Genomic DNA, 25,504 nt, shown 5'->3' with positions numbered 1-25,504 from the left:
TTAGTTTAAATGAGGAGTTGGGGGTCAATGTTCAAATGGCGGCGTAATTATAATTTTTCACAATTAATGGCGACTTACGCCGTCCTTTTGAGTACCGTGATCGGGCTGTTCGCGCTTTATATGGGGACCACGACAACTGCCAATGATAATCGCGCCATCGATGCGAGTCTCACGAATGGCTTAGACAAAGTCGCCGATCAAGTGACGGCCAATGCGCGCGAGGTGCATGAATTAGGCCAGCATCTGACTAGTACGAGCAGTCAGGTCAAAAATCTGAACAAGTATTTTGAGTTAAATCCCGCTGCTTACTTGACGTATAGTCAGACGACCTCTAATCATGAAGCTTTTTATTATTTGCCAGATGAGACGTTGCAGCTTTTAATGAGCAATCCAACGATTGAACAAGTCCGAATCACAATGAGCGATTTCAAGACTAGTTTTGTTGCGGATCGACAGACGCCAGGCGGTTATAAGACCATGCGCCGCGTGAGCTCACGGCCACGGTTTCAATTTAGTTATCCATTTGTGGATAATGCCAATTTACGTGGTTATGGTACCTTGACGTTGACGTATCAGACGCAGACCTTAACTACGGCACTTAACAAGTTGAACCGTGGCGCTAACTTGCAAGTGCTGGCCTTAACACCGACTGGTCAAGCCAGCTACCACTTTCATGGCCGTGAGGTGACAGCAAGATCAGCACGCCAGACGGTCAGCCGGGTACAACGCACCTTTGGCCGGCAAGCGTCCGGCTCAGCCGCGTTTGCCCAACAGTATCGGTATCGCACTAGTAAGTTGGCGGATGGCAGTATCTTGGTGGCGATGACTGATCGGGCGGTTGTCCGGCAGCAGCAACGGCTTAAAAACTGGACGTTAGGGGCTGAAGCGGTAGCGATTGATGTCATCTTATTTGGCGGGTTATGGCTGACATTTCGGCGGTATCGCCTCCAGCTGCAACAAATGATTCAATCGATGGCGTTGGTCGGTCGAGGTGATCTGGCAGTGCGACTAAAAGTGCCCGCACAATCTGGCGATTTGAAGATAATGGCGACGGGAATTAATCAGATGCTGGATGAAATCAACACTTATGTGTATCAGATCTATCAGTTAGAGATCGAGCAACGCGATGCGAATATGAAGGCCCTGCAGTCGCAAATCCAGCCGCATTTTTTGTACAATACTTTGGAATATATTCGAATGTACGCGGTTGCGGAGGATCAAAATGAACTGGCAGAGGTGGTCTATGCATTTGCAGCGTTATTACGGAACAATACCGATCAATCGCCCACGACTACGTTGGCCAAAGAAACTGAATTTATCGAGAAATACATTTATTTGTACCAGATGCGTTTTCCTGACCAAATCGCGTATGGATTGCAATTGGCGCCAATATTAGCGGACCTGACGATTCCAAAGTTTATCTTGCAACCGTTAGTCGAGAATTATTTTGCGCATGGAATTGATTATTTACGGACCGATAATGTGGTCAGTGTCAAAGCTTGGCAAGATGGTCAGCAGCGGGTCTACTTGCAAGTTCAAGATAACGGTCGGGGGATGTCAGCGGCGCAACTAGCAACCGTTCAGGCCCAGATCAAAAGCCAACAAGTGACCGGCGAACGGACCTCGATTGGTTTGCGCAATGTGTATGAACGGCTACAAGGTTACTTTGGGGAGCGTGCGACGATGACGCTGACTCGGAACCAACAAGGCGGACTGACGGTGATGCTAACTTTTGTGAGGGGGACAACCGATGCAACGCGTCATGATCGTGGATGATGAATATATGATTTTAAAAGGGATGACTAAGGTCGTCGACTGGACCGCATTGGGGTTTACGATTGTTCAGACGGCGCGTAATGGGCAGCAAGCGTTACAAGTCGCCCGGGAACAGGTCATTGACTTAGTGATTACCGATGTACGGATGCCAGAGATGACCGGAATTGAACTGATGCAACAATTACAGCAGTTACCACAACCACCCGTGGTCTTAGTCCTTTCTGGTTATCAAGAGTTTGATTACGTCAAAGCCGCTTTGCGTCTAGGCGCGATGGATTACTTATTGAAACCCGTGAGTGCGACCGAATTGACGACAATCTTAACTAAGGTCAAGCAGCGATTGGACGAACGGCAACAACAGCAAGCAACGCAGCATTATTATGTCGAAATGCAGACTGAACGGCTAGTAGCCGGTGATTTAACCACTGGACAAACCGCGCAATTGTTAACTAGCGCTGGGATTCCCACTGATCAACATGAATTTACCGTGGTCTGTTGTAACGTGGTGCCAGCGATGGCGCCATTAATGGCAGCCTGCGATGCCCAGGCGCAACGGTTATATTATCCGGCTGCCGACCAACTTATCATTTGTTTTGCGGGAACCCATATTTTACTGAATCAATTTATTCGACAATTGGAAGCTGACCAGCTCATTACCGGGACCGCCTTTATTACGGTTGGCCAGCGGGTGAATCAACTGGGTCGCTTGAGTGAAAGTCTGGAACAAGCCCAGACGTTGGCGGAACTGTACCAGTTTTATGAAGAAAAGGCACCGTTTCTATCCGGTTCAGCCCGGACCGAATGGCTGCGGCAAGCTGAGATTCCGAAGGTGTCACTCGATGAATTTAAACAAGCACTGGCAGTGGGGAATCAAGCGTTAATGACGAAATTAGTTCAGGCAATTTTTGCCGAACTCATTACTGAACACGTGGTACCTTCATATGCGCGGCAAGTTGCGTTTCTCATTTTGAATGCGATTAGTAATTATCAATCATTCAGTAATCGCGCCTACGAAGATCAATTGAACGCGATTGATGAAGCGCCCACCATGGCGGTTCTAGAGACCTGTCTGACAACCTTGATTGCGGACTATGAACCCAAGCAGCAGTATGTCTTTTCGCAGAATATTAATCGAGTCGTCGATATCGTAGCTAAAGAATATGCGCATGATTTATCGTTGACACAAGTGGCCGAGCGGTTGCACCTTAATCCAGTTTATTTAGGCCAATTATTCAAAAAAGAAGTGCATACGAGCTTTTCAAAATATTTGAATCAATATCGCATTGACCAAGCCAAGTCGATGTTGGCGCGAACGGATGAAAGCATTAATAACATTGCGTTGGCAATCGGCTATACTAATAGTGGTTATTTCTATAAAAACTTCCGGGTGATTTGTGATATTTCACCGAAAGAGTACCGGCAACAACATCAGCGACGGCCGGTGTGATACTACTTGTTAGACTAGTCGATAGATGTCCGTCTCCGTTGACCAGCCGATTCGCGGTGGGGCAGACCTGCAGCCGAAAAACGGTCTGCAGGGCACTTGTTAGCCGAAAGCCACGTCTAACAAGCTGGCCCAATCACTAAAACCGGAAGTTCACCGGTTCAAGTGATTCGACACGGCGAACCGGCTGGTCACTACGACTAAAGTTGGTTTGAGTGATTATTTAATCAGTTAGAAATAGTAGAATATATTGGAAATACGGCCATTACGATGATGGTGTATTTGGTATTGAGCTATCTTTTGAATTTTAATCGTAACCTCTTAAAAGCGACCAGCTTAACGAAAATGATATCGTTGGGCTGGTCGCTTTTAGATTGTTCGAAATTAGTGAATTAAGACGTTGGGTATCTGTTGAATTTGCTCCTTAGCGGTCGCTCTTTAAACTGCTGAGACGGCAAATGAAATTTTCAAAACCGGTCTTGACCTAATTACAAGTGGACTACTTACACTAAAACCAACGATACGGCTGAATGTTTTAGAGACCAATAACTAAGTAAAAGTCACCGGTTGAACATGATTAAACAGTATTTTTAAGTCACTGCGAATTAGCGTCGGGCGGGCCAGAATTGGCTCAGTGGTGCCGTTTGACTTAGTTGAGTGGTTTTCTCAGCTTAGTCAAAGCCCGGCTTTCGAGACCGCACTGTGGCTCGAAAACGTGGCCACCACGTTCCAGCCGATTCTGGCCCAACCAGAGTGGCAAATTTACGCTAGCTAACTCGAAGTAACAAAGAAAATCTAGCGTGTATTTGGCACTAATCCCAGCCGAGTTGCCAAGTGTTGAGTCGCCATTAAATCAGCATGACTGATTGTGGTCGCCTGGAATGCTTGTCCATCGCGCGTGACTTGTTGGACGAAATTATTGTGGTCATGATTGTTAGCGGTCGTTAAGGTCAGATCGTGATCAGCGAGATGTAATGTCACTTCATCGAACGCAGGCAGGCCTAAGACATATTCGGCGTCAGCGGGGCAGACGGGATAAAAGCCCAGACAAGCAAAGATGAACCAAGCTGACATTGAGCCGTTATCTTCATCACCAGGAAAGCCAGTTACCGAAGCGTCGAATAACTTGCGTAATTGTTTAACCACGACTTGGGTCTTTTCTGGATGCCCAGCTAAGGCGAAGAGATACGGGAGGTGGAAGCTTGGTTGATTAGAGATGGCTAACTGGCCGTAATCAACGGCGGCCATCTCAGTCATTTCATGAATGACCATATCATACCCGCCGATTTGATAAGTCGGTTGGGTGTTACATAGGGCAGTTAATTGGGCATCGAGTTTGTCAGGACCACCCATTGCCGTCATTAGGCCATCGATATCATGAAAGGCGCTAAAGCTGTTTTGCCAGGCACTACCTTCAGTATAATCGCCACCCCAACGGTCCGGCGCAAAGTTGGCTTTAAAGCTGCCATCAGTATTTTTAGGACGTAAGAAGCCCGTTTGCTTATCAAGCAAGTTCAGGTAACGCTTTGACTGCTGCCAATAGGTCTGTGCCAATTGCGGCTGTTTTAACACGGCCGCAACTTGGCCGATACAGTAGTCGCTATAAGCATAGTCTTGCGTGCGATTGACGCTTTCTGGATATTGATCAGCGGGCAAGTAACCGTACTGATCATAGTCAGCGCCCCCCGTTCGACCGTAACGGCTGTTTTCGGCGGGCTTAGTATCGCTGTCAATCATGGCTGTCAGCAGCTCCGGTAGCAAGTCAGTAGCGAGGCCTTTTTTAGCGCATTCCGCAATAATGGAGTCCACTAAGTTCCCCGGCATCATCCCACGTTCATCCGGTGCCAGCCAGCGGGGTAAAAAGCCGGTTTCTTGATACGATGTCAAAAAGCCCCGTAAGAATTTGGGTAAGAGTTCGGGCGCCAAGATTGAAAAGAGGGCGTAAACGGATTTAGCCGTATCCCAAAAGCCATTATTGGTATATAAAATGCCGGGCTTGACCGTTTTAGCCGTCGTATCGTAATGGATTGATTGCCGCTTAGCGTCGATTTCGTAAAACCGTTGCGGGAAGAGGAATAAACGGTATAAACAAGTATAAAAGGTTTGCACTACCGCTGCATGATGATCACGAACGCTGACCCGGTCTAAGTAATCATTCCAACGGTTGGCGCTTTCATTTTTAAGCTGGCCAAATGACCGCTGGCTAATCCGACTGAGATTTAAACTCGCTTGTTCAGCGCTAATAAACGACGTGGCTAACCGCGCGTCAAAGTCGATGGCTGGCGTGGCTACTAAAAGGGTCAACTGGTGGCCGGTCGCTTCAGTTGTCGTTTGCCAAGTACCTTGGTCATCATAGTAGCCAGAGTGGGCAATATCAATGGCTGGTAAGCTAAGTTCCGCGTACATCGTTAGGTTCGGGTCTTCGCCGCCATGATAGTCCGCGGTATAGAGTTGAATATGATTATCGATCAGTCGAAAGCCGCCGTCATCGGGTAGCTGAATCTGTAGGCCATGGTGTTCCGCTAACAGACGATCAAAGCGGTAGCGTAATGCTGCCCCGTAAGTGGTCGGTGTCAGTTCATTGTGAACATTAAAGTGGTCATCGTAGATTGCTAAATAATTCGCTTGGAAAGTTGCCCGGTCTGGCTGGTAGTTGCCAGTAAAGTCGGGATTGGTTTGGGGATCGTGCCACTGTACTGCGGTGATTAAAAAGTGGCAGTAGTCGCCAATCCAAGGGCTGGGCTGATGGGTCACGCGAATCCCTTCAAATTGGGAATCAGTTGGTTGGAAAAACCAGCTATTGGCCGCGCCATTAGTCTGGGCGACATAGTAGTTCATTCCCATTGGCACGCCAACGTATGGTAGGCAATTACCGTTTGACCGATGGGGCGAGTTGGCGGTTCCTTGGCGAATATCAAGTTGGTCGATGTGCATGAGACCTAGTCCTCCTTTGAGTAGGGCACCATTGGTTTGGTGGAATCACGTGGGATTAAAGTAACAGGTAGTTTAATGAGCATGTCAGTCGTGGTTGGCTGTAGTAACCGGTCAACAGCTTTAGCGCCCATCCCTTGAAAGTCTTGGGCGACAGTCGTTAAGGCCGGGTATGTTAAGCTGGCCGCTTGAATATTATCGAAGCCGACGATCGATAGGCGTTGAAATAACGCGGGATCGGTATCACGTAGCGCGTTCATCAGTTTGATCGCGGTTAGGTCATTTTCGACGACGATACTGGTAATGGCATGATCCTTAAGGTAGCGCACCCACTGTCCCGGGGTGAATTGATTCAAGTCAGCCAGTTGCGCAAGCGGTGCCGGTGGGGTCAGCTTAGCAGCGTGCAAGGCCGTTAAATACCCGAAGTAACGGTCGTATACGGAACTCGGTAAGACGGATTCAGCTTGCGCATAAAACAGAATTTGCGTGTGCTGTAGCTGAATTAAGTGTTCAGTAGCTAATTGTCCGCCAGTAAAATTGTCGGCAGCCACTACTGGCAATCCGAGTTCTGGAAATTGTTTATCCAATAAAACAATCGGTAAATGGGCTAGCTTTAATTGGTAGAGTCGTTCCGCATCGGCGTACAAGTTCTGAGTTAAATAGATAATTCCGGCATATTGGGTCTGTAAGTCCCGGAGGCTCAGCTGGTTAAAGTTCTCCGTATCCATCGTCATGGTCTGATAACCGCGCGCAGTGGCTGCTTGGCTAACGCCGGACGCATAGTCGCCGAGTCCGGCATCCGTTGGAAATGGCAAGACTAATAGTAGTTGTTGTGCGGTTTGGGTTTGTGGTAAGCGTTGCACAAAACTACCGCTACCTTGTTGGCGATAGATTAGACCGTGACTTTCTAGTTCGGTTAAGGCCCGCTTAGACGTAATTCGGCTGACGGCGTACGTTTTGGCCAGCTGCAGTTCGGTTGGTAATTGTTCATCTGGTTGGAGCTGACCGTTGGCAATTTGTTGCTGTAAATCATGATAAATTTTTAAATAACGCGGTTCATTTTTTGGCATGGTTCCTCACTTCCGTTGTCCTTGATTGCCATTAATATATCATTTAAGCGGGTAAAAGGAAAGTAAAACGAGTGCATTTGATATAGACAATTATTAAACACATGCTATAATAACGGAAAATGATATATCAAATAATGAGGTGAGCAGATGACAACCAATTATGTTGACGACCAAGTGACCGCTTTTGTGGCTAAGATTAGCCAGTTGAGTCAAGACTTGGACCCCCGTTATGGGCAGGTTTTTCAGCAGACGTTTTTAAATACGCTAGCGACGACGATTTCAGATGATGCTGCCGGGCGGGCCTTTATCTTGACCGGGGATATTCCGGCGATGTGGCAACGCGATTCGACGGCCCAGGTACGGCCTTATCTTGTATTAGCCCGGGAACATCCTGGTATTGCGGATTTGATTACCCGCGTCGTCCAACGGCAATTCTTTAATATGACATTGGATCCGTATGCCAATGCTTTTAATGAAACCGCTAACGGTCAAGGCCATCAAAGCGATCAGACTGAGATGGGTCCTTGGATCTGGGAACGCAAGTTTGAGATTGATTCTTTGTGTTATCCCGTTCAGTTAGCATATCTGCTCTATCGCAATACCGGCGTGACTGAACAATTTGATGCGACCTTTGTCAATGGGGTGCGGGCGCTACTGCGGACCTTTGCCGTCGAACAACATCATGACCGTTCGCCATATCGCTTTGTGCGGACCAAAGACCGTCCCGAAGATTCATTGGTGCGAGACGGTCGAGGGACTCCGGTGGCCGAGACGGGAATGATCTGGTCTGGTTTTCGGCCGAGTGATGATGCTTGTGAATACGGGTATCTCGTTCCCGCCAATATGTTTGCCGTGGTGATTCTGGGATATTTGCAAGAGATTTTTAGCAGTGTCCTGGATGAACCGACGATTGTTGCGACGGCTAAAAAGTTACAACAAGAAATTCGCACTGGCATTGAAACGTATGGCTATACGCAGAATGCCAATGGCGAACAAGTCTATGCCTATGAAGTTGACGGCTTAGGCCATGCTAAGTTAATGGATGACGGCAATGTGCCGAGCCTGTTGAGTGCGCCGTATCTGGGTTATTGTGACTTGTTCGACGATAACTACATGCGCACGCGGCAGACCTTATTGAGTCCAGAAAATCCCTATTACTATAGTGGCAAGCTAGCCGCGGGCCAAGGCAGTCCGCATACGCCGGTTAATTATATTTGGCCGATTGCGATTGTGATGGAAGGCTTAACGACGCGCGCGGCCGGACCACAATTACAGGCCTTACAGACCCTGGTTCAAACGACTGGCGGGACGGATTTGATGCATGAATCCTTTGATGTCAATGACGACCGCCGTTTTACCCGCGAATGGTTCTCCTGGGCCAACATGATGTATTGCGAATTATTGTTAACGACGCTAGGGTTTAAAATCGAAAGGTGATTAAAACGATGACTAAGAAAAAGGTCTTTATTATTTCTCACAGCCACTGGGATCGCGAATGGTACTTACCATTTGAACAACATCACATGCGGTTGGTAACGTTGATTGATAACTTATTGGATTTGTTCAAGCATGATCCTGACTTTGATAGCTTTCATTTGGATGGTCAGATGATTGCGTTAGACGATTATTTGGCGGTACGGCCGGAACGCAAGCCAGAACTGGCAGCGGCGATTACTGCGGGTAAGTTACGGATTGGGCCATTTTACATCTTGCAAGATGACTTTTTGATCAGTCCGGAAGCCAATGTACGCAATATGGTGATTGGTCGCGATGAAGCTTTGGCGTACGGTGATGAGGTGAAGTTGGGCTACTTCCCAGATACGTTCGGTAATATGGGCCAAACACCGCAGATGATGGCGTTGGCGGACTTAGAGACGGCTGCATTTGGTCGTGGGGTGACGCCGACTGGCTTTAATAATCAGACTGGTGGTGCCGACTATGCGTCGCAATATTCTGAGATGTGGTGGCAAGGGCCAGATGGAACGCGGATTTTAGGCTTGTTATTTGCTAATTGGTATAGCAATGGTAATGAGATTCCAACTGATCCGGCCCAGGCTAAAGTGTACTGGGATCAAAAGCTGGCCGATGCCGAAGCTTATGCCTCAACTGATAACTTATTGATGATGAACGGCGTTGATCACGAACCGGTGCAAGCTGATGTGACCACGGCGATTAAAGTGGCGAATGAGCTATATCCAGACTATGAATTCGTGCATTCAAATTTTCCCGATTATTTAGCGGCGTTAAAAGCTAGCTTGCCAACCCAACTGAGTACGATTAAAGGGGAACTGACGAGCCAAGAAACGAATGGCTGGTATACCTTGGCGAATACGGCTTCTAGCCGGGTTTACTTAAAGCAGGCCAATACGCGCAATGAACGGTTACTTGATAGTATCGCGGAACCGTTGGCGACAATGGCTTATCCGGCCGCTGAATACCCGCATGACCGTTTCCGTTATGCGTGGAAACTACTCTTACAGAACCACCCCCATGATAGTATTTGTGGCTGTTCAGTAGATGAGGTTCACCGCGAGATGTTAACCCGGTTTGCCAAATCAACGGAAGTGGGGCGCTACTTGGCGCAAGATGCCCTGAACACCTTAGCCCAACGCATTGATACCACGGGCTTTGATACTGATGCCAAGCCATTTGTGGTGGTCAATACTACGGGTTTTGTGAAGTCCGGACAGACTGAGGTAACGATCGAATGGGATCGTCGGAACTTTAGTCCGGAGATGACGATTCAAGCGCAACGAGCCGAACTAGTAGCCGAATTAGCGGCCTTGCCGACGCTACAATTGGTCGATGCTAGTGGCCAAGCGGTACCGTTTCGTGTTGTCAAGCAAGCCGTTGAGTTTCATTATGACCTCCCCAAAGACCGCTTCCGAGTGGCGTATCAAGCCATTGAAATCACGATTGCAATTAATGTGACCGGCTTACCAGCGTATGGTTGGCAGACGTTGGCCTTGCAAGCGGCTAAGGAAACCGTCACACCGATTGAAGGACCGACACGGCGGGCATTTAGTGAGCATGAATTCAGTAATGAATGGCTGAAAGTGACGGTTGCGAGTGATGGCAGCTTGACGATCACCAACCGGGAGACTGGGCATATCTACCACCAGATGTTGGTATTTGAAGATACGGGTGATATGGGGAATGAGTACATCTACCGGCAAACTGCCGATAACCAGGCGATTCTCTCGACGGACTTTCCAACTGAAGTTCGGCTCGTCCATGATGATGCCTTGGGTGTTGAAGTTGAACTGATTAATCAGCTAGCAATTCCTGTGGCGGCCGACGATCAGTTATTAACCGAACAACAAGCGGTCGTGGATATTACGCAACGCACTGCGAAGCGGGCGACTACCACGCGGCCACTAACGATTACCACGCGCATGCGTTTAGGCCGGCATAGTCGCCAATTAAAGTTTAAGACCAGCTTTGATAATCAAATGTGCGATCATCGCGTTCGGGTGTTGTTCCAAACTAACTTAGCGGCGACAACGAACACGAGCGATGCGATTTTTGAAACGGTCACCCGTTCGAATGAACCGGCAGCTACGTGGCAAAATCCAACTAATCCCCAACATCAACAGGCGTTCGTTAATTTACATGATGCGCAAAATGGGGTCACGATTGGTAATCTAGGGTTGAACGAGTACGAGATTTTACCAAAACACGGTACGATTGCGGTGACACTATTGCGCTCAGTCGGCGAAATGGGCGATTGGGGGTATTTCCCAACGCCAGAAGCACAGTGTTTAGGGGCGTTCAGTTGCGAGTATAGTTTGGAATTACATGACGGCACGACTGAACAACGGCTGGTCAGTTATCAACAGGCGCGTAACTTCCAAGTGCCATTCAGTGTTCAGCCGACGGATTGGCATGCCGGTGAACTAGCGGCGGACGATGCTTATTTGCAATTACGAACCTTAGAATTTGCTGTAACTAGTTTCAAACGGGCAAATAATTCTGCCGGGGCGACTTTAAGAGGTTATAATTTAACTAAGCAACCGGTTACATTAGACGTGAGCTGCTGTCAGACACCAGCAACGGCGGTGAACTTTCTTGAACAGCCGTTACCAGATGTAGCGAGTGATCGACTAGGACCGGCTGAAATCAAAACGCTATTATTTGCGAAAAAATGAGGGATTTTAAATGCAACCGTTAGGATTAATTGATATTGGTGGGACGTCGATCAAGTTTGCTGTGTGGGATGGTCAGGCATTAAAGGCGCATCATGCGTTACCAACGCCGACGACCAAAGCTGCCTTTTTTGAATTAGTGACTCATGAAGTGGCTGAAATGAAGCAGCAATGGCCGTTAGTGGGGGTCGCTATCAGTTCACCAGGGGCAGTCAATAAGCTGACTGGGGTCGTGGAAGGTGCCAGTGCGATTCCGTATATTCATAACTTTCCGATTCAATCAGAGCTGGCTGAAAAGTTCGGCTTGCCCGTCAGCATGGAAAATGACGCTAACTGTGCCGCGTTAGCGGAATTAGCGAGTGGTGCCGGTAAAGATGTGGACAGCCTCGTCTTCCTAGTGATTGGGACTGGCGTTGGCGGTTCCGTCATCTTCAACCATCATATCTGGCATGGTGCCCATTTATTCGGTGGTGAATTCGGCTTTATGCTGATGAATGATCAAGGGACGTTGAGTGAGCTAGGAACCGCGCCAGCTGCAGTCAACCGGTATCTAAAAGCCAATCCAACTGCTAAAAAGCTGAGTGGGAAAGACTTATTCGACTTAGCTGCGCAAGGCGATGCTGCCGCGACTAAAGAAGTGGACACCTTGTATCATGCGCTAGCCTTAGGGATCTATAATTTACAATATAGTTTTGATCCTGAAAAGGTTGTGATTGGTGGGGCGATCTCTAATAATCCACAATTGATTCCTGGCATCGAACGCGAGATTGAAAAGATTCGGGCACAAGTTAAAATTGCTTCGATCAAACCAAATGTCGTGACTTGTCAGTATCATGATGAGGCCAATCTGCGTGGGGCGGTCGTTGATTTTGAACAGACTTATGACCGCGTGTAGTGGTAATTACTGATATTTATTTTAAGGACGCTTGGTATTAGTTAGATTCGATTGCCACGTTGGTTGGCCCAGAATCGGCTGGAACGTGGTGGCCGCTTTTGGAAGCCAAAGGGCGGTCTTCCAAGCCGGGCTTTATCTAAGTCGGAAAATCACTGACTTAGATAAACGACACCACTGAGCCAATTCTGGGCCGCCCGCCGTTAACCAACGGAAATTAAATGGTTGGCTTGAAAAATAGTTAGCGCGTATTGACCTTAAGCGTGTATCTAGACGCAACCAAACAATGAGGTGACACAAACATGACCAGTTTTCCCAAAGCTTTTGTCTGGGGGGCGGCCACATCTGGCCCCCAGACAGAAGGTAATTTCCATAAACCGCACCAAAATGTTTTCGACTATTGGTTTGCCACCGCACCGGAACAATTTGATGCTGGGGTGGGACCAGACTTAGCGTCTAACTTTTATAATGACTATGAGCATGATTTGGATTTGATGCAGCAAGCGGGGATTCGCGGTTTGCGAACCTCGATTCAATGGACACGCTTAATCGATGATTTTGAGACGGCCAGCTTAAATCCAGCGGGGGTCGCGTATTACAATCGAGTGATTGACGCGATGCTGGCGCGTGGGATTGAGCCGTATCTTAATTTGCATCATTTTGATTTACCGGTGGCACTTTACGATCAATATGGCGGCTGGGAGTCGAAACATGTGGTAGATTTATTTGTTAAGTTTGCTGAACAATGCTTTAAGCTTTACGGCGACCGGGTAAAAAAGTGGTTCACGTTTAATGAGCCAAAAGTGGTCGTCGATGGGCAGTACTTGTATGGCTGGCACTATCCACAAGTTGTTGATGGTCCCAAGGCAGTGCAGGTGGCTTATAACTTGAACTTAGCCTCGGCCAAGGCGGTGGCCGCTTTTCGGCAGTACTGCCCCCAAGCTGACCATCAAATCGGGATTATTTTAAACTTGACCCCAGCGTACGCGGCTAGTGATGATCCAGCCGATCAAGCGGCAGCTGAATTTGCTAAGTTGTGGTCGAATAACTTATTCTTGGATCCGGCGGTACTCGGTCATTTTCCAACGAAACTGGTGGACCGATTAACTGCGGATGGTGTCTTATGGGCGTCTACTCCGGCGGAATTGGCCTTGATTGCAGCTAACCCAGTGGATGTGCTTGGTGTGAATTATTACCATCCTTTCCGTGTTCAACGACCAGACATTTCACCAACCAGCTTACAACCGTGGCTACCGGATATTTACTTTAAAGACTACGCGATGCCAGGGCGGGTGATGAATGTTGATCGCGGGTGGGAAATCTATCCCACGGCCTTGACGGATATTGCGAAAAACATCCAGAAAAATTACCATAATATTCCGTGGTTCATTTCGGAAAATGGCATGGGGGTTGCACATGAAGAGCGCTTCTTAGATCATCAAGGAGTAGTTCAAGATGACTATCGGATTGACTTCATGCGGGCCCATCTAAACGCATTAGCGGCTGGCATTGCGGCCGGGTCGAATTGCCAAGGTTATTTTGTATGGACGGCGATTGACTGCTGGTCATGGAATCACGCCTATCACAACCGCTACGGCTTGATTCGTGATGAGATTCATACCCAAACGAAGACCTTGAAGAAGTCGGCTGCGTGGTTTAAGCAACTCAGTGACACCAATCAATTTGAAGACTAGGGGGATTTAGGATGGCTCAAGCTAAGATTTTTTCGATGCCAGTTGCGACAGTCTACCCATTATACGTGCAAAAAGTTGAGAAAAAAGGCCGGACTGCCGCCGAAGTGGATGAGGTCATTCGCTGGTTGACTGGTTATAGTGACCAGCAGTTACAGCAACTGCTAGCGGATCAGACTAGCTTTGAAAGCTTCTTTGCGGCGGCCCCCGCGTTTAACCCCCAGGCGACTTTGATTACCGGGATGATTTGTGGCTATCGAGTTGAAGCAATTAGCGACCCGTTAATGCAAAAGATACGGTACTTGGATAAGCTGGTCGATGAACTGGCTAAGGGTAAACCGATGCATAAAATTTTAAGACAGTAATGAAAAGCCCCACCGACTGTAATTGATGCAGTTGGTGGGGCTTCGTTTGCTTGATTTACTTCAATGAGGTAACGGTCGTGCCAACACCATAGATTGATTCCCAATCGTTGGTGAAGTCTTTAACGGCTGCTCCGATGGCGGGTGCCGTCAAAGCGGTGTTCAAGATATCAGCGCTCATGGTGGCGGCTTGGGCGCCCATTTCAAAGGCGGAGTTTACTTGTTGCACCGTATGGAAGCTAGCAGCTAAGATCTTGGTGTTGCTATTTTCACGGCAAATCTGAGCGGCAAGTTCACCGATCACTTCATCGGCATTGATGTTCATGTTGACCATCCGGTTGTAATAAGGTGCTAAGTAATCGGCACCGGCACTCATGGCTAAGTAACCTTGGAACTTCGTATAAATGGCGGTGGCCGTGACGTTAACGCCCTCACTCTTGAGTTGCTTGATAGCGGCTAGACCGGCTTCGTTAGTTGGAATCTTAATGAAGACGTGGTCATCGACATTCTTCAAAATCGTGTGGGCATCTTCGACCATGGCTTCGGTAGTTTGACCAACGACTTGAATATGGAAGCTAGCATCTAAGCCAATGATTTGTCGAATCGCTTTCATGTGATTGAAGAAGTCAATCTTACCTTCTTTTTTAACGATCGATGGGTTAGATGTCACGCCGCTTAATGGGATAATACCTGCGTATTTTTTGATGTCTGCAATATGAACTGTGTCTAATAAGAATTCCATGATGTTCACCCCTGTTTGTTTTTTACAAGTTCACTATACCGAGAAATGAAAGCGCTGACTAGTGTTTGGAAATTCGTTTCAATGGGAATAGTCGAGCGGGACCACGCGGACGGGGTTTCGTACGAAAGTAACTAGCTAAATATTGCACATATGTGCTAGTTATCTAAATCAAGCACTCTTTGAGCAGTTTCGGCGTCGGTAATCAAAGTGGTCAAGATTCCCATCTTAAGTAACGCTAAGATGGCGGGGGCTTTCGTCAGTGAGCGGGCGATTGCAATCGCGTTAGGAACTTGCTTAATCTGATCCAAAGGAATCGCGATGGTTCGGTTCAATAAATCCCCGCGTAAGATCTTGCCGTGTTTGTCGAAAAAGGTGCAACAACAATCCCCGATGGCTTGGCGTTCTTTTAGTAATTCACGGTCGGCCGGGGTTAACAAGTCTCGCCAGCGACTACTCGTATTGGTTAGTGGGCCGCCGATACCTAACAGGGCGATATCCAAGTTGTCCCAGCAATGGCGGATTTCATGGAAATATTGCGAGGAAGTAATGCCGTCACGAATATATTGGGATTCCTGCACGGCCGCGGCATCCACGAACAAGCTCTGGCCTCCAAAGGCCCGCGCGGCATCGTAGACAATCCCGTTGACATGATATTGGGCATTCGATGGACTCGGTCCACCCACCAACGGCACAAAAGTCGCGGCGGTTTGCATCGGATGGTGTAGTTGGCCAATCATACCAGCCAGAATGGAGCCCCATGCAAAGCCGACAATGTTGTGCGGTTTAATGATTTGTTTGAGATAAAGGGCCGCCTCGTTGGATAAGCGGCGCTCTTTTGCTTGGTGGTCAGCGTGAGGTTCGCTGGCGATGACCACGGCATTTTTAAGGTGATAGCGTTGTCGCAACTGTTCTTCTAAATTAAATAAATCGGTGTTAAAGTCGTTGATTTTAATGTCAACGATTTCATTTTCCCGGGCTTGCTTTAACATCCGACTAATCGTGGTGCGATAAATATTGAGTTCTTGTGCAATCTGGGCTTGCGTGTAGTCGCGAATGTAGTAGAGGTAGGCGACTTTAGCGAGCAAGCGGCGACGATTATCATTCATAATAAATCCTCCAATAGTTGGTGCCAGGATGGTCCGAATTCAATTGCTAGTATACCCATTAATGCGTCAAGTTGCACGGACATTTAGTTACGAACGAAAATAAATTTAGTTTCACTTGACCTGAAACGCGTCTCATAAGTTATGCTTGGGTTGTTGAAAGATGAGTAATGCGCTTGGTGCCAGTTGGCTTAAGTTGCCACTCTGGTTGGCCCAGAATCAGCTGGAACGTGGTGGCCACGTTTTTGAGCCATAGTGCGGTCTCAAAAGCCGGGCTTTATCTAAGTCGGACAACCACCGACTAAGATAAACGACACCACTGAGCCAATTCTGGACCGCCCGGCGTTAAATAGCGGGGATTGAAAAGTTAATGATTACTTATTTTCAGTTCAGTCACTTAGCCGAGAAATTGGGTTCGAAAATGTTCGGCAGGGTTCTCGGATTTAGGGAAAGGTCAGCTTTGAAGATCGGGTTTTGGCTTTAAAATGACTCATGGCGTTCCAGTATTTTAGAATCCAACTGGTAGGCGCACTTTCAACTAGCACCAAGTGTAAGTAGTGAAATCAAGCAAGGGGGTCGTTCTCATGGGACTATTCAAACATCATCGTAAATTAATGCTTGGCGCGCCGGTACAGGGCCGGTTGGTGCCGTTGAAGTCAGTTAAAAATGCCGTTTATGCTAGTGATCAGTATGGCGTGGGCTTTGCGGTTGAACCTGATTGTGAACAGGTTGTTAGTCCCATTGCAGGAACGATCGTTAGTTATTTTCCGACGAAGCATGCCGTGGGGATTCAAGCGGATAAGTTGGAAGTCTTAGTTCACATGGGGGTTGACACGGTTGAATTGAATGGCAATCCATTTGAGACCTTAGTTAAAGTTGGGGATCATGTTAATGTCAACACGCCGTTATCCCGAATGGATTTAGCGCAGATTCATCAAGCTGGTAAGGCCGCGACAACGATGGTGGTGGTTGTTAATGCTGGCGAGTGCGTTAAAGCTTTACGTGTCCCGGATTCAGGGACAGTAACGGCTGGGGAAGCGATTGGTCAGGTTGTAGAAGCTTGAGGGTGACGTGGTCGCTTTTTCGATGAGAACTTGCTATAATATAAGTGGTTAAAAGGTCTGTATCAAGAAGCACCAAAGCCCTCAATTCGTCACAGTTGAGGGCTTTTTTAACACTTAAATGATCTTAAGCGGGTGGGTTAGTTGTCACCGTGTACTTACTTGCGGTGATGGTCATGCGTTTCTAACCAGTGCGCAAACCAAGCACTAATGAGTGCCACGACAAGCGGAGCCACAAAAGTCTGTATCAAGAAGATTCCCCCCTTCCACTCACACGAAATGATCCGGTGACTTACTAAGTATCACTGATTAATTGAGATGGAACTATCATATTTGTGTAAAGATTCAAACGAACGTTCGCTAAGATTGTGCAAAAGGTAAAGTTGACCGCGCCCCCTGACTAGTAGGTATACTGGGGTCAGTAATTCAATCTGACTAAAAGTGAGGGCTTAACTATGGAAGTCTATACAGGTAAAACGGATATTAAATTATTTGAAAATTTAGTCGAAACGCCACACCAAATCGTAACGCATTTGGTGTTAGCAGCCGGTCAAGCGACCCCGGTGCATTTTGTGGATTATGAGGTGATTGTGGTGCCGATTAAAGGTCGAATCGCGTTTTCAGATGAGACGCGGACGGAGACCATCTACCCAGGGCGAATTGTGCAGATGCAACGCAATGAACATCATGCCTTGAAAGCCATGGTTGACAGTGAACTGATGGTGATTAAATCTGACTTAGCTAAGTAAATATACGACGGTAATCCAAACTGATTGCCGTCTTTTTTTGTACTTTGAAAATCGGTTACTCGTCATTGAATCTTAGTATAACTAAAACGAATATTTAACTATCTTTATTTTAAATTGTTCAAGATGTTTAATTGTGCAAAACCGGATATTAACGCGGTTGCTAGCTATTTTTAGGTTGATGTTTTCATACAAATAAAATTATAAATAGCGGTTGATTGTTATCTGAAAAAGCGTGAAAATAGAAAGTGAATTAACGGATTTTTAAGGGAATAATCAAGCTATAATTTTAGGTGGGGTGTAAGTGTATGGAAAGTAAACGAACACATTTTAAGATGTACAAGATTGGCCGTCGGTGGGCCTTTGCTTGTGCTGTGTTGTTGACGTTAGGCGGTGCGACGGTGACCGCGAGTGCTGATGCCAATACTGATACTACTAGTAACAGTGCTAGTGTTGAAAGTACGGCTAAGAGTGAGTCGTCATCGAGTTCTTCAAGTTCACAAGTTTTGCAGTCTAGTAGCAGTAGTAGTCAATCGAGCAGTCAGAGTTCAAGTAGCCAGTCTTCGAACAGCAGTAGTTCAGGTAGTAGCCAAGTATCTGGTCATGACCAGAATGAGGTTAAACAAGGTGGGACTCAGGTAAGTTCTGCTAAAGAAACTAAGTCGGTAGCGACTACTGAGCAACAAACACCGCAGCCAAAAGGGACATCGACTAAGACTGAAAGTCAGTCGGCCAAGGCCGCCCAAAGCAACAGTGATGCCACGACTGAATCCGTAAAAAAGACGACTGCTAGTTCGGTCGATACGGTTCAACCAGCCTCAATAGATTTGGGTAATGGGACCTCATTTGGGACGTTTAAGAGTAGTTTGAATGCCAACGCGACTGTTAAAGCCAACGATGCCGTGCAAGATGGTGGTTCTGTTTATGATGATTATCCTGACTTGAATAATATCTTAGGGATTTCGTCTCAATTCCATATTTTTGCGCGCGAAGCAGAATTGAATGCCCACACCAATGGGAACGTTGCGGTTGGTAATTTGATCGGTAACGTTAACTTTGGGACTAATATTATTGAAGAACTTTTGGATAAAGATATCTCATACATTCAAAATATTTCCAATATTGCGGGGAGCTCCTTTGTTTCAAACGGGGCCACGCGGAGTAACAAAGTCATCTTTGGTGATGGGATTGAAATTGATGTCAGCAATCCGAACCGGCCTATGGTCAACGGTGTCTACATCGATCACTTGTTAGCTGAGGAAGTTTACCAAGATAAGAACGGCAATGTCTACATCGATTTCGATAAAGAATTTGCCCAATTAAAGAAAACCAATACAGAGTTAAGTACGAAAGATAGTCAACTTAATGTAACGGCTAGTGATTTTCCAGATCGTAATAATCGGGTGATTGATGTTACTGATTTACAACCAGATGAAAATGGCCGGATTGTAGTTAACTTAACGGCAGATGTTTTAGCGGGTGATACGCCACTGACAATCAAAGGTCTTTCAGATGATCCTGATGGGCACACGATTATTATCAATGTCGACACTGAGGGTCAAGCCGACTACAATATTAATTCGCAAATCAGAGTAGTCTATGACGATGGCTCAGATCGGAATAACCATGAAACTGAAGACTTTGGGGATAACCATCTATTATGGAACTTCTTTGATTCAACGGCGAGTGACAAACAATATGCTGGGACTGTTAATATTAATCGACCGTTCCAAGGTAGTATTTTGGCGCCATCCGCTGAAGTGATTGCTGGTCAAAACGTTGATGGGAACATTATTGCTAATAAAGTTGTCGTCAATGCTGAAACCCATCGCTGGGATTTACAAAATAATAAAGATAATGAGGAAGGTCCAGAAGAACCTGATGTGACACCAGATCCAGGTCCTGAATTCCCTGAACCAGAAGATCCTGATCCGGAAGAACCAGGGACTGAGGAACCAGGCACCGAAGAGCCGGGCACTGAAGAACCAGGTACCGAAGAGCCAGGGACTGAAGAACCAGGCACCGAGGAACCAGGCACTGAGGAACCAGGAACTGAAGAACCGGGGACTGAGAAGCCAGGTACCGAAGAACCAGAACCGGAAACGCCTGATACTGAAGAACCAGATACCGATACGGATACCAATGAAGCGGTTGAAAAACCAGATACAGATGGTAATGAAGAATCAGAAAATCCTAATGTAGCCGTTCCGGATGTCGATGATGAAGAAGAATATTTCTATTCTGAAGATCATGATATGGCGGTTGAAGAAGCTTTTGAAGATGAATTAGACGCGGCTTTAGCTGAACCAACAGCTGAAGAACGTTTAGACGCTGAAGAAGCCTTATTGACCAAACTCGATGCGGCGATTGCGCAAGCGAAAGCGGACGGCGACCAAATCTTGGTTGCTAAGTTGGAAGCTTTACGGGCACAATTGGTAGCGGATATGCATGGAACCGGCTTGCCACAAACGGATGAAAGCCAATCTAATGCAGCGGCTGCCTTAGGTTTGAGCCTCGCAGCGGCAACCTTAGTACTTGGAAGTGCTGCTTTACGGCGGAAGCGTCGCAATTAGATTAGATAAAAAAGTGTAGCCAATTCTGACGGCTACACTTTTTTTGTCGGTTATCGTTAAGATAAATGGTTTCTATTGTGAATTATATTTTAAGCTAATCGATATAAGATGATTAATAAATAACGGAATTGTGATTTTATTATAAGTCAATATATTTTTACCTAAAATGAGCATAATGGTTGTGAGACAGTGATACGTTGGATATTATAAAGATAATAAGTTTGTCAAAAATTGATAAGGTTGATTTGGCAAAACGTTAAAGGAAAGGTGTGATTTAAAATGAGAACGACTGATTTAGATGGTTTGTGATTAAAAAAGCAAGGGGTGTACGCATATGAAAAAGAAACGCACACAACGACGGAAACTTTGGATTGGTTGGAAGTGGCTTGTCGCATTAGGTATTTTATGTCTGTTAGGACTAATTGCCATGGGAACCAATGACTTAACCGAAGCAGATAGTAGCGATCCGCGAACTGAAACGCTTGTTGATAATGATCAAGCAGCTAAGGATGAAAGTGAGGCGGCCGCTAAAGCAGCGGCCGAGGCCGAAGCACAACAAGCCGAAGACGCTAAAAAAGCTGAAGCCGAAGAAAAAGCGCAACAAGCCGCGGCAGCCAGTGAGGCGGCTAAAGTCGAGGCTGAAAAGAAGGCCGCCGCGAAAAAGAAAACCACACAAACATCTGAAGCCGAAGTTTATACGGTAACGGATCTATTTTTAGCGGAACCGCCTGTTCAAAAGAAGTCGAAGGCCAAAGCAAAGGCCAAAGCAAAGGCCAAAGCAAAGGCCAAAGCAAAGGCCAAAGCTAAAGCTAAAGCCGATACTGATAAAGCTAGTCAGGCGACCACTAGTGCGGCTAAATCCGCGACGGCTACTGTTCCGAAGCCGAAGTCTGGTGGCTCCGTGTATGATGATTTTCCACATTTGAAACAGGATAATAATCTGTTGGGAGTGGCCTCACGTTTCCATGTTTTTGCTAGAGAGGCTGTGTTAGGCGCTCATACGAATGGTAATGTTGCAGTAGCTAACTTAGAGGGTAGGAGTAACTTTGGTACGAAAATTAACTCTGGAAAGTTAGCCACTGAGATTTCATATATTCAAGATTTTAGTGCAATTGCTGGCAGTTCATTTGAAGCTAGTACCGATAGCCGAAAAAATAAAGTGGTATTCGGTGAAACTTTAGAAATTGATCTTAGGGAAGCCCATCGTCCAAAAGTAAAAGGAATTTATTTAGACCATTTAAAGGCGGAAGAGGTTCACCAAGATCAATCAGGAAAAACGTATCTTGATTTTGATTCAGAATTCAAGAAATTAGTTGAAACTAATCAACGTTTGGCGCAACTTGAAGGTCAGCATAAACTTGTTGAAGCTGATTTAGGTGGCGAAAATCATCGGACAATTGACCTAACCAAGTTAAAGAAAAATGCTAATAATCAAATTGTGATTAATTTGGATGCGGCGATTTTACCGTTTGAGCGGCCATTGACCCTTGTTGGAATGGAAACAGGGACGAACGGCGTTACGGTGATTATTAATGTTGATACTAGGCGTAACAACTATGCTGTGAAATCTCCAATTAAACTTGAATATAAGGATGGTACAGGTCGTGGCAATGGGGAAACTGAAGATTTTAGTGGGAATAACTTGCTTTGGAACTTTTATAACACTAATGAGACTGGAAACCAGCTGATAGGCGAGGTTGCTTTTGGATGTACTTTCCAAGGTAGCTTACTGGTTCCCAAAGCAACCATTAATGTAAAAAGACACAACTTTGACGGCAATTTAGTTGCTGAAACAGTTAATATTACGGGTGAAACCCATCGCTGGGATTTACAAGATAATGGTGAAGGTGATGAGGATCCAGATCCGAAAGATCCAGATCCGAAAGACCCAGATCCAAAAGATCCAGATCCAAAAGACCCAGATCCAAAAGACCCGGATCCAAAAGACCCGGATCCAAAAGATCCAGATCCAAAAGATCCAGATCCGAAAGACCCGGATCCAAAAGATCCAGATCCGAAAGACCCGGATCCGAAAGACCCAGACCCAGATCCACAAGAGCCAGAACCGGAAGACTTAGAGATACCAGAACCAGAAAATCCAGATCCAACACCGACCGATCCAGAAACACCAGAGCCGGAAAATCCAACAACAACTGATCCGGAATTACCAGCAACCGAAACTGATACTAATGAAGATGGGACCACCGATGAACAAGGTGATAAAATCTCGGTTGCTGATGAGGAACCATATTCGTTTTCCGAAGACTATGATGAAGCAGTTGCACCGAAACCGGCGTTAGAAAAAAAGATGGATGCGGCATTAGCAACACCCAATAAAGCTGCTCGTCAAAATGCTGGTAAGGCTGTTTTAACCCAGTTGGATTCAGCCATTACTCGCGCTCAAACGGCAAATGAACCCATTCGGGCTGCTCGATTGGAGCAAGTTCGAACGCAAGGCATGACAGCTTTAAATGGTACAGGCTTACCACAAACAGATAATCGTCATCTGCATACTGTAGCGGCGGCTGGTTTTGTCTTAGCTATTGGGACTATCTTGATCGCGTGGGAAAGCCGGCGTCGAAAGCGACAACTTGAAAAGACGCAGTAAACGGATTGTCACTAATTCAGCAATAACAATAAACGGACTTGAGGTGCGCGCCTCAAGTCCGTTTATTTGAATCCCCCTGATTTTGGAACGTTGTGTATACTCCTTGACCCCCGAGTAGATCGGCCGGCTTCAATGATAAATTTATGAAGCAAGCCTTTTACAGTTAATAGTGTAATGATTATTTTAAAATTACGCAATTATTGCCGAGGTAATCGGGCAATAAATTAGAAGAATTCTAAATGGGTTTGAACACTATCCTTATTTAATCAGTTTACGGTTGTCGTCAATTCGGTTACTTAACGAATGCGAATTCTATTTATGGGGTTTTTGATCAATAGGAACCGTTTCTGCATGACTTTTTAAAGATGATTATGAATTAAACAATTTGCTGGTGGCTTACTGACAATAAGTAAGAAGCATGTTCACTTAAATGAACAATGAAAATTTTAATGATTGACATTAAGTTTAAAGAAAGCTTACTAACGCGTGTTCTGGTCTAATACGGCTTAAAACGCGGCTTATTTTGGCCTACTGATTGAGTCCAATCCAGACCCATGTTAAACCTAGAGTGCAATTTCAAATTGCGCAGGTTTAAGAGAGGGAATTCTAAAGTATGCGATTAAAACAGTTACAACACAATGAGAATATCGGCGGGCATTATAAATTATATAAAGCAGGTAAACAATGGTATTTATCATTAATCTTAGCGTTTGGCGGGGTGTTGTTGGGGACGCAAACCTTTGCTAAACCAATTCACGCCGATACGATCAGTACGACAACCACTGCACCATTAGTCTCTTCAGCAGCAACGACGACGGCTAGTAGTGCCACATTAACAACGACCACAGCTAGTACTGCGACGATGACCTCTAGTTCGGCAACAAGTACGGCTTCGGCTGCCAGTTCAGCGGCAACAGCGACAACAATGAGTAGTGCCGCAATGAGTTCTAGTGCGGCTTTACCTAGCAGTGCGGCGGCAACTAGTACCACTAGTTCAACCGCTGAGAGTACGGCACCAGCCGCATCAAGTTCGACTGCGACCAGTTCTGCAACAACCGCTGCATCTACGGCGGCGACAAGTACGACTTCCGCTGCTAGCTCAACTGCAGCGCCTGAAAGTTCCGCAGCAACTACCAGTACCGCAAGTAGTACGGCACCATTGAGTAGTGCTGCCAGTTCAACAGCCTCAACTGCACCAGCAATGAGTTCCACTGCAACAAGCACGGCTAGTTCCGCAGCCTCGACTGCACCAGCAACAAGCTCAACGGCAAGCAGTGCAGCCAGCTCAGCAACCTCAACTGCGCCATTAGCAAGTTCAACTGCCACTAGCACGGCAACAACGCCACTAGCCAGTTCCACAGCTACTAGTACTGCTAGCTCAGCGGCCTCAACCGCGCCAGTGACAAGCTCCACTGCAACAAGTACCGCAAGTTCAGCCGCTTCAACTGCGCCAGCAACAAGCTCCACTGCAACAAGCACGGCTAGTTCAGCCGCTTCGACTGCACCAGCAACAAGCTCCGCTGCAACAAGCACAGCCAGTTCAGCAGCCTCAACTGCACCAGCAACAAGCTCCACTGCAACAAGTACAGCCAGTTCAGCGGCCTCGACCGCACCAGCAACAAGTTCCACCGCTACTAGTGCAGCCAGCTCAGCCGCTTCGACCGCGCCAGCAACCAGCTCTACCGCAACCAGCTCTACCGCAACAAGCACAGCCAGCTCAGCCGCTTCAACTGCGCCAGCAACAAGCTCTACCGCAACAAGCACAGCCAGCTCAGCGGCTTCGACCGCACCAGCGACGAGTTCCACCGCAACAAGTGCAGCCAGCTCAGCGGCTTCGACCGCACCAACGACAAGTTCCACAGCTACTAGCACAGCCAGCTCAGCCGCTTCGACCGCATCAACAACAAGTTCCGCCGCAACAAGTACAGCCAGTTCAGCAGCCTCAACGGCACCAGCGACGAGTTCCGCTGCCACAAGCACGGCTAGTTCAGCAGCTTCAACTGCGCCAGCGACAAGTTCCACAGCTACTAGTGCAGCCAGCTCAGCAGCGTCCACTGCCACTAGTACTGCTAGCTCAGCAGCTTCTTCAGCGGCTACTAGCACGGCTAGTTCCGCAGCAGCAACTACTGCGCCAGAGTTAGTAGTTCAATTCTTAGATACCGCCACTGGTACCGCCATCAAGCCTGCGTTAACCTTGACCGGTGCTAAGTTGGGGGCAGCGTATGATTTGTCAGCAGACACGACGTTACCTGAATATACCTTTGATGCCGCAGTTAGTGGTGCTTTAACTGGCACTTATGCGGCTGGTACTAAGACGATTAACTTATGCTTCACACCGGAACCAAAAGCCGGGACGATTA

Annotated in this window: 16 protein-coding genes and 2 pseudogenes; 13 read left to right on the top strand and 5 right to left on the bottom strand. The window is 46.9% G+C overall.

Translation table 11 applies throughout. The features are described 5' to 3' along the window. Positions 1–27 precede the first annotated feature (27 nt). Entirely contained in the window at positions 28–1,776 is a 1,749-nt protein-coding gene (locus tag FFM80_RS11160) for a sensor histidine kinase (RefSeq protein ID WP_171001092.1), read from the top strand. After that, a complete protein-coding gene (locus FFM80_RS11155; protein WP_137640867.1) occupies positions 1,751–3,223 on the top strand; it encodes a response regulator transcription factor in 1,473 nt (490 codons plus the stop codon). Before FFM80_RS11160 ends, FFM80_RS11155 begins: the two co-directional genes overlap by 26 nt. 792 nt (positions 3,224–4,015) lie before the next feature. Here the strand turns inward: FFM80_RS11155 and FFM80_RS11150 are convergent. After that, complete coding sequence (locus tag FFM80_RS11150; protein WP_137640866.1) at positions 4,016–6,154, bottom strand: GH92 family glycosyl hydrolase; 2,139 nt, start codon at positions 6,152–6,154, stop codon at positions 4,016–4,018. A gap of 5 nt (positions 6,155–6,159) precedes the next feature. Further along, entirely contained in the window at positions 6,160–7,221 is a 1,062-nt protein-coding gene (locus tag FFM80_RS11145) for a GntR family transcriptional regulator (RefSeq protein WP_137640865.1), read from the bottom strand. A 147-nt stretch (positions 7,222–7,368) separates the two neighbouring features. On the opposite strand from FFM80_RS11145, the gene FFM80_RS11140 reads away from it, so the two are divergent. The 5 genes from FFM80_RS11140 (at position 7,369) to FFM80_RS11120 (ending at position 14,314) form a co-directional block, all read left to right on the top strand. Beyond that, positions 7,369–8,658: a glycoside hydrolase family 125 protein gene (locus FFM80_RS11140; protein ID WP_137640864.1), complete on the top strand. Its 1,290-nt coding sequence runs from the start codon at positions 7,369–7,371 to the stop codon at positions 8,656–8,658. A gap of 8 nt (positions 8,659–8,666) precedes the next feature. Then, positions 8,667–11,369 (top strand): alpha-mannosidase, encoded by a 2,703-nt coding sequence (locus FFM80_RS11135; RefSeq protein ID WP_137640863.1) that lies wholly within the window; start codon positions 8,667–8,669, stop codon positions 11,367–11,369. Positions 11,370–11,379: 10 nt separating this feature from the next. Beyond that, on the top strand, positions 11,380–12,261 hold the full coding sequence (locus FFM80_RS11130) for an ROK family protein (RefSeq protein ID WP_137640862.1): 882 nt from the start codon (positions 11,380–11,382) through the stop codon (positions 12,259–12,261). Positions 12,262–12,560: 299 nt separating this feature from the next. Next, the gene (locus FFM80_RS11125) at positions 12,561–13,952 is read left to right on the top strand and encodes a glycoside hydrolase family 1 protein (protein WP_137640861.1); all 1,392 of its coding nucleotides are present in this window, start codon (positions 12,561–12,563) and stop codon (positions 13,950–13,952) included. Between the two features lie 11 nt (positions 13,953–13,963). Beyond that, positions 13,964–14,314, top strand: a complete 351-nt coding sequence (locus tag FFM80_RS11120; protein WP_137640860.1) for a DUF2200 domain-containing protein — start codon at positions 13,964–13,966, stop codon at positions 14,312–14,314. A gap of 55 nt (positions 14,315–14,369) precedes the next feature. Here the strand turns inward: FFM80_RS11120 and FFM80_RS11115 are convergent, their stop codons facing one another. Together FFM80_RS11115 and FFM80_RS11110 are read right to left on the bottom strand one after the other, a co-directional pair. Continuing rightward, positions 14,370–15,053, bottom strand: coding sequence for a fructose-6-phosphate aldolase (locus FFM80_RS11115; protein WP_137634915.1), 684 nt, complete (start codon positions 15,051–15,053; stop codon positions 14,370–14,372). A gap of 155 nt (positions 15,054–15,208) precedes the next feature. Then, positions 15,209–16,159, bottom strand: coding sequence for a sugar-binding transcriptional regulator (locus tag FFM80_RS11110; protein WP_137640859.1), 951 nt, complete (start codon positions 16,157–16,159; stop codon positions 15,209–15,211). A 581-nt stretch (positions 16,160–16,740) separates the two neighbouring features. Between FFM80_RS11110 and FFM80_RS11105 the strand changes: the two genes are divergently transcribed. The 5 genes and pseudogenes from FFM80_RS11105 to FFM80_RS14825 all read left to right on the top strand — a co-directional run. After that, positions 16,741–17,220 carry a PTS sugar transporter subunit IIA gene (locus tag FFM80_RS11105; RefSeq protein WP_137640858.1) on the top strand — a complete coding sequence of 160 codons (480 nt, stop codon included), beginning with the start codon at positions 16,741–16,743 and terminating at the stop codon, positions 17,218–17,220. 452 nt (positions 17,221–17,672) lie between these two features. Continuing rightward, the gene (locus FFM80_RS11100; RefSeq protein WP_137640857.1) at positions 17,673–17,966 is read left to right on the top strand and encodes a cupin domain-containing protein; all 294 of its coding nucleotides are present in this window, start codon (positions 17,673–17,675) and stop codon (positions 17,964–17,966) included. A 305-nt stretch (positions 17,967–18,271) separates the two neighbouring features. Further along, on the top strand, positions 18,272–20,536 hold the full coding sequence (locus FFM80_RS11095) for a collagen-binding domain-containing protein (RefSeq protein WP_137640856.1): 2,265 nt from the start codon (positions 18,272–18,274) through the stop codon (positions 20,534–20,536). Positions 20,537–20,870: 334 nt separating this feature from the next. Continuing rightward, a complete protein-coding gene (locus tag FFM80_RS11090; protein ID WP_137640855.1) occupies positions 20,871–23,144 on the top strand; it encodes a collagen-binding domain-containing protein in 2,274 nt (757 codons plus the stop codon). 613 nt (positions 23,145–23,757) lie between these two features. After that, positions 23,758–23,856, top strand: a pseudogene (locus tag FFM80_RS14825) (KxYKxGKxW signal peptide domain-containing protein); the annotation flags it as partial. A 41-nt stretch (positions 23,857–23,897) separates the two neighbouring features. Here FFM80_RS14825 and FFM80_RS14655 read toward each other — a convergent pair. Continuing rightward, entirely contained in the window at positions 23,898–25,247 is a 1,350-nt protein-coding gene (locus tag FFM80_RS14655; protein ID WP_223877347.1) for a hypothetical protein, read from the bottom strand. A 49-nt stretch (positions 25,248–25,296) separates the two neighbouring features. On the opposite strand from FFM80_RS14655, the pseudogene FFM80_RS14730 reads away from it, so the two are divergent. Then, a pseudogene (locus FFM80_RS14730) lies at positions 25,297–25,464 on the top strand (hypothetical protein); the annotation flags it as partial. Positions 25,465–25,504 lie beyond the last annotated feature (40 nt).

It is taken from the genome of Lactiplantibacillus dongliensis (assembly GCF_005405105.1).
GTDB lineage: Bacteria > Bacillota > Bacilli > Lactobacillales > Lactobacillaceae > Lactiplantibacillus > Lactiplantibacillus dongliensis.
Note: the sequence above shows the minus strand (reverse complement) of the source record. Positions and strands in the feature narration are given on the sequence as shown.